The following is a 14,121-nucleotide window of genomic DNA, read 5'->3' as shown; positions in this document are numbered from 1 at the left end:
CATGACCGAACTCGAAAAGATGATGCGCGGGGAGCTGTACGACTACAGCGACCCGGAGGCCCTGGAGCTGAACATCCGGGCACACGAACGCCTCGAACGGCTCAACTCGACCCCCTACCGCGACACGGCGGCCTACCGTGCCGCCCTGCGGGAACTCATCCCGGGATTCCCCGAGACGAGCTACCTGATTGCCCCCTTCTTCTGCGACTTCGGATTCCGCACGCAGGTGGGCGAAGGGGTCGTCATCAACTACAACTGCACGTTCCTCGACGGCGGGGGCATCACGATCGGCAACCACACGCTCATCGGCCCCAACTGTCAGCTCTACACGCCGCAGCATCCGATCGACTACGTCGAGCGCCGCCAGCCCGTCGAACGGGGGTTGCGCATCGAAATCGGGGACGACTGCTGGCTGGGCGGGGGCGTGATCGTCTGCCCGGGCGTGCGCATCGGCGACCGCTGCATCATCGCGGCGGGCAGCGTCGTGACGCGCGACATCCCCGACGACTCGCTGGCAGCCGGGAATCCCGCCGTCGTAAAACGCAAACTGCAATAGAAAACAAAAAAAGAGAACGAGATGGAACAGACAACGGACCGCATCGCCGCCTGCGCCGCCGCCCTGCGCCGCCACCGTTTCGACGTCGAGACGGTCGCCACACCCGGGGAGGCCTTCGAGATCATGAAACGCACCATCGAGACGGAAAAGCCACAGCTCGTGTCGTTCGGCGACTCGATGACCATGCGCGCGACGGGCATCATCGAGTGGCTGCGCGGGCAGGCCGGCATGACGCTGCTCGACGGATTCGACTCGTCGATGCCCCGTCCCGAGCGGCTCGAAATACGCCGGCAGGCCCTTCTGTCGGACCTCTTCGTCACGGGCATCAACGCCGTGACGATGGAGGGGACGCTCCACTGGCTCGACATGGTGGGCAACCGCATCGCCCCCGTGGCCTTCGGACCCCGCAAGGTGATCCTCGTGGCGGGCCGCAACAAGATCGTCGCCGACCGCACCGAAGCCGAGGAGCGCATCCGCCGCATCGCGGCCCCGCAGAACATCGCCCGCCACCCGGGCTTCCGCACGCCCTGCGCCAAGACGGGCGTCTGCATGGACTGCAACTCGGAGGACCGCATCTGCAACACGCGCATGGAGATGCTGCGCTGCCACCCCGCCGGGCGCGTGCTCGTCATACTGATCGACCAGGAGCTCGGATTATGAATAGGTGGACAAGATACGGGCTTGGCGTGCTGACGGCCGCCGCCCTGATGCTGCTGACCGGCTCGTGCGACGAGGCATCGGAGTACTACTACACGACTTCCTACCCCGTCGTGCGGATCGAAGTGTCGGTCACGGTCGAGGAGCAGACGCCGGAACCCGAGCCGGAGCCGGAACCGCAGCCCGGTGAGGGAGAAGGCGAAGAGGGAACCGGCACCGACGACGGCACGGGCAGCGGCACTGATGATGGAACCGGAACCGACGACGGAACGGGCACCGACGACGGAACCGGAACGGACGACGGGACCGGAACGGACGACGGCACGGGCGAGGATGACGGCACGGACGAGGAGCCGGAGAATCCCCTTGTGACGCAGATCAGCGAGGAGGTGCTCTCCGAGGCCCCGGTACAGGCCGGCGGCAGCTACACGCTCGACTTCAAGTATTCGGACAGCGGACGGCTCACGGTGCGCCCCGCCGCCGGTGCGGAGACGGTCTCGGGCGGCTTTGCCAAGCAGCCCGGAGCGTCGAACATCAGTTTCTACTTCGGTGAGCAGGCCTACACGTGCGCCGTCTCGGTCTATACGGAAGAGGGGGTGCGGCAGGCGCTGCTGACCGTGGACCTCACGGCCGAATACCAAGCCCGCTACCCCGACGCGAAGATCACACAGGTGCTGCGCAAGGAGTACACCTCGCACCGGGAATAAACCGAACACAACCCCATACGACGATGGCAAAGGTCAAGAAGGCGTTTTTCTGCCGCAACTGCGGTTTCGAGGCCCCGAAGTGGCTGGGGCGGTGTCCCTCGTGCGGCGAGTGGAACACCTTTACCGAGGAGATCGTGGCCCGCGAGAGCGGATCGGTCGCCGCATCGGTCGCCGGACCCCTGCCCGCGGCGCGGCCGCAGCGCGTGCGCGACATCCGCGAAAGCGAACACCGCCGCATCGACCTGGGCAACGCGGAGGTGAACCGCGTGCTGGGCAGCGGACTGGTGCCGGGGTCGCTCGTGCTGCTGGGCGGCGAGCCGGGCATCGGCAAGTCGACCCTCTCGCTGCAGATCGCCCTCGCGGCCAACGGGCTCAAGACGCTCTACGTCTCGGGCGAGGAGTCGGCCGAGCAGATCAAGATGCGCGCCGCACGCATCGGCATCGGCAACGACGAGTGCCTGATCTACCCCGAGACGCTGCTCGAAAACATCGTGGCGCAGATCACCGAACAGCAGCCCGACGTCGTGGTCATCGACTCGATCCAGACGATCTACACCGAGCTGATCGACTCCTCGGCGGGCAGCGTCTCGCAGATCCGCGAGTGCGCCGCCACGTTGCTCAAATATGCCAAGTCGACCGGCACGTCGATCTTCATCATCGGCCACATCACCAAGGACGGCACGATCGCCGGACCGAAGATTCTGGAGCACATCGTCGACGTCGTGCTCCAGTTCGAGGGCGACAGCAACAACATCTACCGCATCCTGCGCGGCATCAAAAACCGCTTCGGCGCGACGTTCGAGATCGGCGTCTTCGAGATGCTCGACGCAGGGCTGCGCGCCGTGGACAACCCCTCGGAGATCCTGCTGACGCACTACGAGGAGCCGTTGAGCGGCATCGCCGTAGGGGCTGCGGCCGACGGCGTGCGCCCCTACCTGATCGAGGTGCAGGCGCTCGTGTGCGGCGCGGCCTACGGCACGCCCCAGCGCACGGCCACGGGATTCGACACGCGCCGCATGAACATGCTGCTGGCCGTGCTCGAAAAGCGCGTGGGGATGAAGATGTTTCAGAAGGATGTCTTCCTGAACTTCGCCGGAGGCTTCAAGGTCGCCGACCCGGGGCTCGACCTTGCGGTCGCCGCCGCCGTAATCTCCTCCTACTACGACCGCCCGGTCGGCGAGGGCATCTGCTGCGCGGGCGAGATCGGCCTTTCGGGCGAGGTGCGCCCGGCGCCGCGCACGGAGCAGCGCATCAGCGAGGCCGCACGCCTCGGCTTCCGCCGCATCATCGTTTCGGGCTACCTCGCCAAGGGAACGAAGCGCCCCAAGGGAATCGAGGTCGTCACGATCAACAGCATCGACCAGCTGCCGCGCGCCCTCTTCACGGAGTAAGGGCCGGCGGAGCTGCCGCACCGGGCGGCGGAGAGGGATTCCTCTCCGCCGCCCGGTACGTTATGGGAGCATCGAACGCGATATAATCCCGAACGGTCGCACTACCCCGCTGCCGGGCGATTTTTCACGCCGGATACGGTTTTTGCAGGCCGCGGCGCATGTTTCGGAACGGATTTTGCAGTCTGTGCGGCCGTTGCGCGCAGGCGCGAGACACATCGCGGCTCGGGCAACCGGACATTTCCGACAACGGGAGAGACTGCAAAACAACGAACCGGACCCGCGGACGATCCACGGAATCCGGCTCGGATGAGAATCGGGTGCAAAATGGATGAGCGGAGCTACGGCTCCAGACGCCAGGCGAGCTCCTCGTGGACGCAGTCTTCGGCAGGGAGCTTGCCCAGAGAACCGGCCTTGCGGTGCACCGCGAGCCGGTTCTCTTCGTTCCGGCTCCCCACGGCCACACACAGTGCCACGGCCCCCTGCGCCACCAGATACGCCGCCCGCGCGGCAAATACGGCCGTTGCAGCATTCCCGGCGGCACTCGTTGCGGAGCCGTCCGCCGCAAAGGTATCTTCCGCCGCATCGCTGCGCGCCGCCGCGGCTAGGGCATCCGCCTCCACGGCATTGCGGTGCACGGCCGCGAGCGCCGCATCGACCCACGCAAGCGAAGCCTGCGGTGAGCGGGCGGCAGCCAGCAGCGCCGCATACTGCAACAGCGGCGAGGCCGCCATCCAGCTCTCAAAAATTGCGGGCAGCACGCCGACACGCGACAGCAGGGCGAAAGAGGCCTCCTCGGCCACCTCGGAGTTGACGATTCCCGCGGCCCAGAACTCCGCCTCGTCGGCCGTCAGGCGCTCCGCCTGCGCAACGTACAGCGCCGCGAGGCGCAGTTCGCGCACATCCTGCACGTAGAGGTAGCGGGCAAAATCATGGTCGGGACGTTCGGCCCGGGCAATCTGCCGCAGGGTCGGCAGGCTCACGCCGTAGTTGAGCCCGTAGGGCTTGCCGAAGGGAGACATGGCATCGGCCACGGCGCCGTTGCGCTCGCGGCGCAGTTCGCCGAGCAGCGCCACCATCCGCGAAGTGAAATCCATCGTGGCAGAAGCGGCTTACTGTTCAAGCGGCAGCCGGACATTGACCGTGCGGCCGAATTCGAAGACGGGCAGGACGGCACGTGCGTATTCGCGGCCGCCGCAGAGCACCGTGCAGGTGGCGGGATCGGCCACGCGGCACTGGAAGACGCGCTTCTCCTTGGCCGGAGCCTCGATCCCGGCGGCAACGGGCGCCCCCGAGGGTTCGATCTGCAGCAGCACGATGTCGCCCGAAAGGTCGTTGTCGGGCAGCAGTCCCGCCGCCGTGCTGAAGCGGCAGAGGATGTACTGCTGCTTGTCAGCCTGCGGATAGACGACATAGCGGCGCGTCGAGGTCGAGACGACCCGCTTGCCGAGGAAGAGCTCCAGATAGGCCTGTTCGAGGCGGTCGATCTCGCGCAGGGCGGCATTCAGCCCCTCGCCGAAGACGTTTTCACCCGCCTCGCCCGTGATGAGCTCCAGGCGGTGGCGGCGCAGCGAATAGATGCGGTTGGCGGCGGCGCGTGCGGCCTCCTCGAGCGTCGGCGTGGACATGTCGGTCTTGTCGGGCTGCAGCCGTGCGAACTCCTCCTCCGAGCCGCCGTGCGACACGGCGCGCGATACGGCCGCGGCCGGAGCGGCGGCATTGAGGTAGGTTGCCCCGTCGAGCAGCGCGATGCGGGTTCCCGTGATGCTCCAGACGGTCCGGTCGTTGAGCGGAGCCCGCACCCCGAGGTACTTCTGCGCATAGCGCGCATAGGGACCGCAGAGCGTCAGGTCGCGTTCGACGGTGACATCCACCGCGAGGATCGTCCGCGGGTTCGAGACCGTGATGCCGTCGGCGCTCTCCACGGCGCCCTGAACGGCTATGTAGGGATTCTGCGCCCCGGCGGTGCCGCAGATCAGCAGCGCAAGGGCCAAAAGTTTCGCTTTCATACGCACAGGTTTTTTATCCACAGATGCAAATGTAACTTATTTTCGCTTTCCGTCAAAATTTCAGGTAGAAATCGCGGGTCAGCGCCCGGTACTCCTCCGTATAGCACTCGTGCGCGCCCGTGCCGATGACCAGCTCGTCGCGGCGGCAGACGGGCGGCGCCGTCGGATCGGGCGCTACGTCAGACAGGCGGAACTCCATGAGTGCGCGCTTGGCTTCGCGGCGTGGCGTGGTGCGCACGTCGGTGCGGCGGCAGAGCACGAGCCGCCCGCGGCTCTCCGCAAGGAAATGCGCCGCTTCGGCCGTCGGCAGGATCACGGCGAAGCGTCCTTCGGGCGCAAGCAGCCGCACGACGGCGTCGCACAGCTCCCCGTAGCGGAGCGTCACGGCATGGCGCGCCGTCGTGCGCCCCGCGTCGGGGCAGGTGAGCGAATCGACGAAATAGGGCGGATTGGAGACGATGCGGTCGAAGCGCTCCGCGGGGCGGTACTCCTGCACGGGGCACTGCACGAACTCCACGCGCGCGGCCCACGGCGAGGCGGCGGCATTCTCGCACGCCTGCGACACGTCGTCGACTTCGACGCCCGTGATGCGCACGCCGGGCAGCGCCGCGGTGCGCTGGGCCAGCATCAGGGCGATGAGGCCCGTGCCGGTCCCGACATCGAGGATGCGCCGCGCATCGGCTCCCGCATCGGCCCAGGCGCCGAGCAGCACGCCGTCGGTCCCGACCTTCATCGGGCAGCGGTCCTGGCAGATGGAAAATTGCTTGAAGTGGAACATCGTCTATCCGTTGTCGTGCAGGCAGCCGTCGATTCCGGCGCCGAAAAGTGCATAATCGAAGCGCACGGGGTCCGCGGCATCGAACTCCCGCAGCCGGGCGGTGATCTCCTCGACGGCCCGCCAATCGTTCTGCCGCCGTCCGAGCAGCCCCAGCAGGCGGCCCACCTCGCCGACATGCACGTCGAGCGGCAGGCGGAGCGCCGACATCGGGATGCCGGTCCAGAGACCGAAGTCCACGCCGCGGTCGTCGTGCCGCACCATCCAGCGCAGGAACATGCAGAGCCGCTTGCAGGCGGCGCCCCGCCCGATGTCGGAGAGGTGCTTCTCGCAATGCGGCGCATGCTCGGCGGCGAGAAACTCCCGGCGGAAAGCCGCCAGCACGGCGGGCAGGCTCTCCGTCGCCGCATACTGCGTCTCAAAGAAGGCGCCGAGGCCCCCGTACAGCCGCTCCATGCGGCGCAGCGCCAGCACGAAGTCACGCAGGTCCGCGCCGTTGAAGGTGCGGTGCACGAAGCCGTCGAGGTGTGCAAGCTCCCGCTCCGAGGCGTTGCGCACGAAGTCGGCCGGGGCATCGTCCAGGAAGTGCATCAGACGGTGGCCGTTGCGGACAATCGTCCGGCGGTTGCCCCAGGCAATCGTCGCGGCCAGGAAGCCCGCAATCTCGCGGTCGGCACGCTCCGTAAAGCGGTGCGGCACGGCAATCGGGTCGCAGTCGATAAATTCGGGCCGGTTGTAGCGGTCGTGGAGCCGTTCGAGCAGCTCCCGCACCCCGTCGTCACACGATATGGCCATCGGACATCGTAATCTTCCGGTCGGCCATCGCCGCGAGCCCCTCGTCGTGGGTGACGATGACGACGGTCTGTCCCAGTTTGTCGCGCAGCTCGAAGAAGAGACGGTGTATCTCGTCGCGGTTGTGCGTGTCGAGATTGCCCGACGGTTCATCGGCCAGCAGCACCGCCGGCGAGTTGATGAGCGCCCGGGCAATGGCCACACGCTGCTGCTCGCCGCCCGAGAGCTGCCCGGGCTTGTGGTCGCGGCGTGCCGTGAGGTTCATCATGGCGAGCAGCTCCGCGGCGCGGCGCTCGACCTCGGCCCGCGGGCGCCGCCCGATCAGACCCGGAATGCAGACATTCTCGAAGGCCGTAAATTCGGGCAGCAGGTGGTGGAACTGGAAGACAAAGCCGATGCGCTCGTTGCGGAAGGCCGACAGGGCCTTGTCGCCCAGCGCGAAGACGTCGCGGCCGTCAATCTCGACACGCCCCGCGTCGGGACGCGAGAGCGTGCCCATGATTTGCAGCAGCGTTGTCTTGCCGGCACCGCTCGCCCCGACAATCGAGACCACCTCGCCCGCCGCGACCTCAAGCGAGACCCCCTTGAGCACCTCAAGCGAGCCGAAGCGCTTGTGTATGTCCGTTACACGTATCATTGTCCGAAGCCGTATTTGCTCTCGAGCTGCCGCAGCACGCGGTCGATCCGCCCTGCGGCGCTCCGTCCTGCCTGCGCGGCATCGGCTCCCGACGCATCGCCGCCCTCCAGCTGCCGGGCAAAGCGGTCCATGTCGGCATAGCATCCCGCCACGTCGCGCAGCAGCTCACCGTCGCGCACCGACGCCATCACGCCCGACGCACACAACACCTGCCACGCCTCGTCGCGCAGGACGGGGGCAGAGGCGGCTGCGGCACGCAGGGTCATCGGATTCGCCGTCGGCGACACGGCCGGCACGCGGCTGTCGGCTTCGCCTGCACGCGGCTGCAGGCCCCGTCCATCGCGGAGCAGGCCGCGGCAAGCCATGCCGACCGCAGCACGGTTCGCTGTCAACTCTTCGTAAACCGCCTGCATCGCCCCGCGCTCCCGCCGGACCTCCTGCCAGCGGCCGATCAGCCCGGCACCGAGGAGCGTCAAAGCCGTGCCCAGAATCACCACCGAAAGCCGGCACAGATAGCCGCGCCACGTCCATCCACCGCCCGTCGACGACCGATCCGCCGCGGCGGACCGCTTCTGCTGGGCTGCGGAACGCTTCGGCGGCTCCACCGCCCGGCGCGCGGTATTGGTATTGCGGTCGTTCGCCGCCGCATTGCGCGGGGCAGCCGCCTTGCGGTCATGCTGCCCTGCCGACTTCTGCGATGCAGCCTCCCGGCGCTCATTCGGCGTACCGGTCGGACGCTGCGGCGCGGTATCCTTCCGCCGCTCCGCCGCCTGTCGCTGTACGGAAGCGTTATTTTGCTGTGCGGGACCGTTTTTCTGCTGCGCAGCAGGTTTTTGTGCTGCGGCAGGCTTCGAGCCGGTCGTCTCCGACGCGGGTTTCTGCGGTGCAGCCGGTTTTGCACCGGTCGTCTCCGAACCGTTCTTCTGCGGCGCGGCGGATTTGCGGACGCTTTGCGGCTCCGCGGCAACGGACGCCGCCGGGGCTGCCGAAGCGACCGAAGCGGCCGGGGTTACGGCTGCCGGCTCAACGGCTACAGCCGCTCCGGCCGATATTTCAGGCGCCGGAGTTCCGCCAGCGGCCGGTTCGGGCTGCACGCTCTTTGCCGGGGCGGTTGCTGCGGTTTCGGGCTGCACGGCCGTCTCCGCCGAAGCGGCGGCCGTATTGCGGTGCGACGGACGGCGGTGCCGGCGTCGCGCTGTCGGGGTACTATTGCCCGCTCCCTCCTGCAGAGGTTCCTGCGGGTTCTCCATTGTCTTTTCGTTTTCCATGTCAATGTTTCGTTTTTTCGTAAATACGGAACAGACGCACGGTATCGGCCGCCTCGCGGACGTCGTGCACGCGCAGAATCGAGGTACCCTGCCGCAGGCACTCCCAACCGAGAGCCACCGTCCCGGCCAGCGATTCGGCAGGCGTCGCATCGAGCGCCTTGTAGATCATCGACTTGCGCGACACGCCCGCCAGCACGGGGTATCCCAGTGCGCAGAGGCGGTGCAGTCCTGCCAGCAGCTCGTAGTTCTGTTCCAAAGTCTTGGCAAAGCCGAAGCCCGGATCGAGGATGATCCGCTCCCGGCTGATACCCGCCGCAAGCAGCTGCCCGCAGCGGCGTTCGAAGTAATCGACCACCTCGGTCACGATGTCGCGCCGGTAGTCCGTGCGGGACTGCATCGTCCGGGGATCGCCCTGCATGTGCATCGCCACATAGGGCACGCCCAGACGTGCCACCGTCGGCACCATCCGCGGATCGAGCTCTCCGGCCGAGATGTCGTTGACCGTCACCGCGCCGAACTCCGCAACGGCCCGCTCGACCACCTCGCTGCGGAACGTGTCGACCGATACGGCCGCACCGGGCGCCACGCGCCGCACCGCCTCCAGGCCGAGGGCCACGCGCCGCCACTCCTCCTCCACAGGCACCTCGTCGGCTCCCGGACGCGACGAGTAGCCGCCGATGTCGATCATCGCGGCCCCCTCGTCCACGATCTCGCGGGCACGCTGCTCGACAGCCTCGCGCGTCGTGCGGCGGCTGCCGGCATAGAACGAGTCGGGCGTGACGTTCAGAATGCCCATCACGCAAGGCTGCGCAAGGTCAGGCATCGGTGCGGCGGGGTTCATGGGCTTCATGGCGGAATCGCTGGTCAAGGTCGGCGACGGCGGGTTCGAGGTCCGTCTCCAGAATGTTGACGATCGTATAGTCGGCCCGGGCGCAGAGCGTGTCGTCGTCCGCCTGCGCGGCGATGCGGCGGCGCACCGCCTCCTCGTCGCAGCGGTCACGGCGGCACGTGCGCTGCACACGCAGCTCCACGGGGGCCAGCACCGCCACCGTGCGGTCCACCGCCCGTTCCAGCCCCGCCTCGAAGAGGATGGCACTCTCCAGAATGACGTAATCGCCCGACTGCGCCGCGGCCCACGCCTCGAAATCACGCAGCACGGCCGGGTGCACGATCGCATTGAGATCCGCCAGGGCCTGCGCATCGCGGAAGACGATATCGGCCAGGTATGCCCGGTCCAACACCCCGTCACGGTACGCCTCCTTACCGAAGCGCGCCTCGATGGCCGGCCGCAGCGTCGTCGCCATCAGCCGCTTGGCCTCCGTGTCCGAATCGTAGACCGCAACGCCGCGCGCCGCAAACAACCGGCAGACCGTGCTCTTGCCGCTGCCGATGCCGCCCGTAATGCCCACCTTCATCATCGCTTCTCGCTTTTTTCTGCCTTCGCGGGTTCGTCGATCTCGGGAACCGAGCGAAGCGACACAACCTTGATATCACTGAATTTCAGAGATATGGCATTCTGCAGCGACTGCGGATCGAGAATCAGCTTGCCTTCATGGCCCTCCTCGTGCGAACGCGTGAACTTGAGGTCCGACAGCGGGATGTGCAACGTCTTGTTCATGTAGACACGGTAGCCGAAGAGGTTGGTCCCCACCCCCTCGACCACACACGTGACCTCGAACGGCACGCCGTCGACATCGATGCGCACGGTCTGGTCCGTCGTATAGGTATAACTTAACTTGGCGATATACCACAGGATGAACGAGGCGACGAGCAACGCCAGGAAAACCGGCGATACGTAACGGTGCATCCACTTCAGCAGATTCTCCATAATCATAGGTGTATCCTTCTAAACTTCCGCAAAGTTAAAAATAAAACGGACTGCGTCAAAAGGCGCAGTCCGTTTTTATGCAAAATGCGAAGTGAGAGCCTATTTGGTCTCGTCGTCGATCTTGGCACGCTTCGTCATCAGGTCGTAGGCCATGGGCGTAGCAATGAAGATCGTTGCGGCGGCACCCACGACGACACCGACCGTCAGCGCGAAGATGAAGCCGCGGATGGTCTCGCCGCCGAAGAAGAAGATTGCCAGCAGCGTGACGAGCGTCGTACCCGACGTATTGATCGTGCGCGAGAGCGTCGAGTTGATGGCGTTGTTCACGTTCTCCTTGAGGTTGCGCTTCGGGTAGAGACCCAGGTACTCGCGGATACGGTCGAAGACCACCACCGTGTCGTTGATGGCGTAACCGATGATCGTCAGGATCGCGGCGATGAAGGCCTGGTTCACCTCGAGGTTGAACGGCAGGATGCCGTAGAACATCGAGAAGAGACCGATGATGAAGAGCGCATTGACCGCCAGGGCCAGTGTGGCGCCCGTGGCCCACTGCCAGCGCTTGAAGCGGAAGGTGATGTAGAGACCGATGGCGATGAGCGAGAAGAGCACCGAGTAGATGGCGTTCCAGGTCATGTCCTGTGCGATCGAGGGACCGATCTTGTCGGCCGTCAGGATACCGTTGGCGTCGGTCTGCGTGTTGCGGAACTGCTCGAAGGTGATGTCGTAGGAGTAGAGCGGCTTCAGGGCATCGTAGAGAATGCGCTCCACGTCGCCCGTGGCCTCGTCCGACGTATCGTCATAGCGGTACTGCGTCACGATGCGCATCTGGTTCTCGTTGCCGTACTGCTTGACCTCGAAGCTGACCAATGCGGCGTCGGCATCGGGCTGCTGTGCGAAGATCTGTGCGAGGTTGTGGCGCACGTCCTCGGCCGACACGGCCTTGTCGAAGCGCACGACGTAGGCACGGCCGCCCGTGAACTCGGCGCCGAGGTTCAGACCGCGGACGAAGAACGAGATGCACGACAGGACGATCAGCACGGCCGTCACCGCATAGCCGATCTTGCGCAGGCGGATGAAGTCCACGTGCGTGTTGCTGAGGAAGTTCTCCGACCACTTGTGCGAGAAGGAGATGTTGCCCCAGCGGTTCACGATCCACTCGATGAGCAGGCGCGTGATGAAGACGGCCGAGAAGAACGAGGTGATGATACCGACGATCAGCGTCGTGGCGAAGCCCTGTACCGGACCGTTGCCGAAGACGAAGAGGACGATACCCGTGATGATCGTCGTCAGCTGGCCGTCGATGATGGCCGAGTAGGCCTTCGAGAAGCCGTCCTTGATGGCCAGCGACAGCCCCTTGCCGCCGCGCAGCTCCTCCTTGATGCGCTCGTAGATGATGACGTTGGCATCCACGGCCATACCCATCGTCAGGACGATACCGGCGATACCGGGCAGCGTCAGCACGGCGCCGAACGACACGAGCACGCCCATGAGCAGGAAGACGTTGGTTAGCAGGGCCACGTCGGCCATCCAGCCGGCCGTCTTGTAGAAGAGGCCCATGTAGAGCAGTACGAGGATGAAGGCGATCACGAACGAGAGCATGCCCGCATTGATCGACTCCTGACCCAGCGAGGGACCGACGACCGTATCCTGGATGATCTTGGCCGGAGCGGGCACCTTACCCGACGAGAGGACGTTGGCAAGGTCCTTGGCCTCCTGGATGGTGAAGCTGCCCGAGATGGTCGAGATGCCGCCGTCGATCTTCGTCCGCAGCACAGGGGCCGAATAGACGTAGCCGTCGAGGACGATGGCCACGCACTTGCCGACGTTCTCGCCCGTCAGGCGCGACCACTCCTGGGCGCCCTCGGCGTTCATGTGCATCTCCACCTCGGCCTCGGCGCCGCGCTGTGCATAGCGCTCGACGGCCTCCGTGACGACGCTGCCGTCCAGCGGCGCCTTGCCGTCGGGCGTGGTGACACGCAAAGCATAGAGGTAGTAGCGGCCGCCGATGTTGTCGTCACCCTTGACGCCCCACCGGAAGATGACGTCCGCAGGGAAGAGGTTGCGCACGGCGGGATCGGCCAGGTAGGCGTTCACCGCCGCGATGTCGGCCTTGAATGCCGCACCGATGGCGCCGCCGCCGGCATAGTAGGGATCGAGCACGGCAAAGAAGGGGTTGCGCTCGCGGTCGTAACGCTGCATCCGGGCGGCGTCGGTCATCTCCGTCGTGTCGCTGCCCAGCTCGGCGATCAGGCCTTCGCCGGCGTCGGCAGCAGCCTCACCGGCTGCCTCCTCGGCGGGAGCCTCCTCCGTTGCGGTCTGTGCCTGCATCTTGCTGAGGATGAGTTTGTCGGCCGAAACCATCACGGGCAGCATCTCGCGGGCGTCGTAGCAGAGCCAGAACTCCAGCGAGGCGGTACCCTGCAGCAGGTCGCGCACACGCTGCGGCTCCTTCACGCCCGGCAGCTCGACCAGAATGCGGTGCGAGTTGGGCAGGCGCATGATGTTGGGCTGCGTGACTCCGAAGTGGTCGATACGGCTGCGCAGCACGTTGAACGATGCGGCGATGGCCGCCTCGGTCTCGCGCTTGAGGAGCTTCTCGACGTCGGCATCCGAGCTTTCGAGCGTGATGTCGCTGCGGTCGGGGCTCACGAAGATCTCGGCGATGGGACGACCGCCCGACAGCCGCTCGTAGGCCTTCACGAAGTCGCCGATGTAGTCGCTCGAAGTACCGGCCTTGAGCGCGGCATTCGCCTCGGCGATGGCCTCGACAAACGACGGATCGTTCTGGCTGTCACCGGCAAGCGCCTTGACCACATCCTCGACCTGCACCTCCAGCATGACGTTCATGCCGCCCTTGAGGTCCAGACCCAGGTTGAGTTCCTTCTCCTTGCACTCCTTGTAGGTGAACTTCTTGAATCCGAGGTTGAAGACCTTCAGATTCTGCACCGAGTCGAGGTAGTGCTGTTCGGCCACGGAGCGCTCCTCGAGCGGGAACTGCTCGGCGTACTCGGCCGCCTTCTTCTCGACGCTTCTCGTCTTGAACGTGAACGAGAGCTGGTACACGCACGCCAGCGCCAGCAGCACCGCGACGAGTTTGATAAAACCTTTACTTTGCATTGGAATGATAAAAATTTGTTATTGTTTGTTTGATTTATCGTCCTTGCGCACAATAGCACGCAAAGATAGAAAAAAAGAATCAATTTTCGGAATATCGCTGTCAAGAATTGCGCGCGAACGACAAAAAAACCCTATTTTTGGAGCCGCATGAAGCGTTACGGCCCATACGGATACCACCTTGCCGCGCTTTTCTGCGTGACGGTGTGGGGCGCGACCTTCGTTTCGACGAAGGTCCTCATCGCGCACAGCCTCGCCCCGGCCGAGATTTTCCTGCTGCGCTTCGTGATGGCCTACCTCGGCATCCTGCCCTTCACGCTCGGCCGCAAGCGATCCGCCCGCGGCGGCGCCGCGCGGAAAGGGAGCGCCGCGAAGAGCCCGGGCGGCACG

Annotated in this window: 14 protein-coding genes and 1 pseudogene; 5 read left to right on the top strand and 10 right to left on the bottom strand. The window is 65.7% G+C overall.

Going from position 1 to position 14,121, the window contains the following annotated elements:
* Nucleotide 1: 1 nt before the first annotated feature.
* From Q1Y33_RS04400 to radA, 4 genes are read left to right on the top strand one after another with little or no spacing between them, the layout of a single operon-like run.
* Entirely contained in the window at nucleotides 2-556 is a 555-nt protein-coding gene (locus Q1Y33_RS04400) for a sugar O-acetyltransferase (protein WP_300798538.1), read from the top strand.
* A gap of 21 nt (nucleotides 557-577) precedes the next feature.
* The gene (locus Q1Y33_RS04395; protein WP_300798537.1) at nucleotides 578-1,216 is read left to right on the top strand and encodes a lactate utilization protein; all 639 of its coding nucleotides are present in this window, start codon (nucleotides 578-580) and stop codon (nucleotides 1,214-1,216) included.
* Nucleotides 1,213-1,920 (top strand): hypothetical protein, encoded by a 708-nt coding sequence (locus Q1Y33_RS04390; RefSeq protein ID WP_300798536.1) that lies wholly within the window; start codon nucleotides 1,213-1,215, stop codon nucleotides 1,918-1,920. Before Q1Y33_RS04395 ends, Q1Y33_RS04390 begins: the two co-directional genes overlap by 4 nt.
* 23 nt (nucleotides 1,921-1,943) lie before the next feature.
* On the top strand, nucleotides 1,944-3,311 hold the full coding sequence (gene radA, locus Q1Y33_RS04385) for a DNA repair protein RadA (protein WP_300798535.1): 1,368 nt from the start codon (nucleotides 1,944-1,946) through the stop codon (nucleotides 3,309-3,311).
* Nucleotides 3,312-3,649: 338 nt separating this feature from the next.
* Here the strand turns inward: radA and Q1Y33_RS04380 are convergent, their stop codons facing one another.
* From Q1Y33_RS04380 to secDF, 10 genes are all read right to left on the bottom strand, one after another.
* Nucleotides 3,650-4,405, bottom strand: coding sequence for a DNA alkylation repair protein (locus Q1Y33_RS04380; protein ID WP_300798534.1), 756 nt, complete (start codon nucleotides 4,403-4,405; stop codon nucleotides 3,650-3,652).
* Between the two features lie 15 nt (nucleotides 4,406-4,420).
* On the bottom strand, nucleotides 4,421-5,317 hold the full coding sequence (locus tag Q1Y33_RS04375) for a DUF4831 family protein (RefSeq protein WP_300798533.1): 897 nt from the start codon (nucleotides 5,315-5,317) through the stop codon (nucleotides 4,421-4,423).
* A gap of 52 nt (nucleotides 5,318-5,369) precedes the next feature.
* Nucleotides 5,370-6,095: a methyltransferase gene (locus tag Q1Y33_RS04370; protein WP_300798532.1), complete on the bottom strand. Its 726-nt coding sequence runs from the start codon at nucleotides 6,093-6,095 to the stop codon at nucleotides 5,370-5,372.
* A gap of 3 nt (nucleotides 6,096-6,098) precedes the next feature.
* Nucleotides 6,099-6,887 (bottom strand): TIGR02757 family protein, encoded by a 789-nt coding sequence (locus tag Q1Y33_RS04365; protein ID WP_300798531.1) that lies wholly within the window; start codon nucleotides 6,885-6,887, stop codon nucleotides 6,099-6,101.
* Nucleotides 6,871-7,521, bottom strand: a complete 651-nt coding sequence (locus Q1Y33_RS04360) for an ABC transporter ATP-binding protein (protein WP_300798530.1) — start codon at nucleotides 7,519-7,521, stop codon at nucleotides 6,871-6,873. Before Q1Y33_RS04360 ends, Q1Y33_RS04365 begins: the two co-directional genes overlap by 17 nt.
* Nucleotides 7,518-8,789, bottom strand: a complete 1,272-nt coding sequence (locus tag Q1Y33_RS04355; RefSeq protein ID WP_300798529.1) for a hypothetical protein — start codon at nucleotides 8,787-8,789, stop codon at nucleotides 7,518-7,520. The genes Q1Y33_RS04360 and Q1Y33_RS04355 overlap by 4 nt, the downstream gene beginning before the upstream one ends.
* A 1-nt stretch (nucleotide 8,790) precedes the next feature.
* Entirely contained in the window at nucleotides 8,791-9,585 is a 795-nt protein-coding gene (folP, locus tag Q1Y33_RS04350) for a dihydropteroate synthase (RefSeq protein WP_300798555.1), read from the bottom strand.
* Nucleotides 9,586-9,604: 19 nt separating this feature from the next.
* Nucleotides 9,605-10,204 (bottom strand): dephospho-CoA kinase, encoded by a 600-nt coding sequence (coaE, locus tag Q1Y33_RS04345; protein WP_300798554.1) that lies wholly within the window; start codon nucleotides 10,202-10,204, stop codon nucleotides 9,605-9,607.
* Nucleotides 10,204-10,617 carry a hypothetical protein gene (locus Q1Y33_RS04340; protein ID WP_300798528.1) on the bottom strand — a complete coding sequence of 138 codons (414 nt, stop codon included), beginning with the start codon at nucleotides 10,615-10,617 and terminating at the stop codon, nucleotides 10,204-10,206. Before Q1Y33_RS04340 ends, coaE begins: the two co-directional genes overlap by 1 nt.
* A gap of 99 nt (nucleotides 10,618-10,716) precedes the next feature.
* Entirely contained in the window at nucleotides 10,717-13,734 is a 3,018-nt protein-coding gene (gene secDF, locus Q1Y33_RS04335; protein ID WP_300798527.1) for a protein translocase subunit SecDF, read from the bottom strand.
* Nucleotides 13,735-13,881: 147 nt separating this feature from the next.
* Here secDF and Q1Y33_RS04330 point away from each other — a divergent pair.
* Nucleotides 13,882-14,121: pseudogene (locus tag Q1Y33_RS04330) on the top strand (hypothetical protein); the annotation flags it as partial.

Source organism: uncultured Alistipes sp., from assembly GCF_949296715.1.
Lineage (GTDB): Bacteria > Bacteroidota > Bacteroidia > Bacteroidales > Rikenellaceae > Alistipes.
The sequence above is the reverse complement of the archived record's forward strand: the minus strand, read 5'-3'. Positions and strand labels throughout refer to the sequence as shown.

Excerpts from the sequence above, each read along its gene's own strand:
- Q1Y33_RS04400 (WP_300798538.1), top strand. The coding sequence starts at position 2 with ATGACCGAACTCGAAAAGATGATGCGCGGGGAGCTGTACGACTACAGC.
- Q1Y33_RS04395 (WP_300798537.1), top strand. The coding sequence starts at position 578 with ATGGAACAGACAACGGACCGCATCGCCGCCTGCGCCGCCGCCCTGCGC.
- Q1Y33_RS04390 (WP_300798536.1), top strand. The coding sequence starts at position 1,213 with ATGAATAGGTGGACAAGATACGGGCTTGGCGTGCTGACGGCCGCCGCC.
- radA (WP_300798535.1), top strand. The coding sequence starts at position 1,944 with ATGGCAAAGGTCAAGAAGGCGTTTTTCTGCCGCAACTGCGGTTTCGAG.
- Q1Y33_RS04380 (WP_300798534.1), bottom strand. The coding sequence starts at position 4,405 with ATGGATTTCACTTCGCGGATGGTGGCGCTGCTCGGCGAACTGCGCCGC.
- Q1Y33_RS04375 (WP_300798533.1), bottom strand. The coding sequence starts at position 5,317 with ATGAAAGCGAAACTTTTGGCCCTTGCGCTGCTGATCTGCGGCACCGCC.
- Q1Y33_RS04370 (WP_300798532.1), bottom strand. The coding sequence starts at position 6,095 with ATGTTCCACTTCAAGCAATTTTCCATCTGCCAGGACCGCTGCCCGATG.
- Q1Y33_RS04365 (WP_300798531.1), bottom strand. The coding sequence starts at position 6,887 with ATGGCCATATCGTGTGACGACGGGGTGCGGGAGCTGCTCGAACGGCTC.
- Q1Y33_RS04360 (WP_300798530.1), bottom strand. The coding sequence starts at position 7,521 with ATGATACGTGTAACGGACATACACAAGCGCTTCGGCTCGCTTGAGGTG.
- Q1Y33_RS04355 (WP_300798529.1), bottom strand. The coding sequence starts at position 8,789 with ATGGAAAACGAAAAGACAATGGAGAACCCGCAGGAACCTCTGCAGGAG.
- folP (WP_300798555.1), bottom strand. The coding sequence starts at position 9,585 with ATGGGCATTCTGAACGTCACGCCCGACTCGTTCTATGCCGGCAGCCGC.
- coaE (WP_300798554.1), bottom strand. The coding sequence starts at position 10,204 with ATGAAGGTGGGCATTACGGGCGGCATCGGCAGCGGCAAGAGCACGGTC.
- Q1Y33_RS04340 (WP_300798528.1), bottom strand. The coding sequence starts at position 10,617 with ATGGAGAATCTGCTGAAGTGGATGCACCGTTACGTATCGCCGGTTTTC.
- secDF (WP_300798527.1), bottom strand. The coding sequence starts at position 13,734 with ATGCAAAGTAAAGGTTTTATCAAACTCGTCGCGGTGCTGCTGGCGCTG.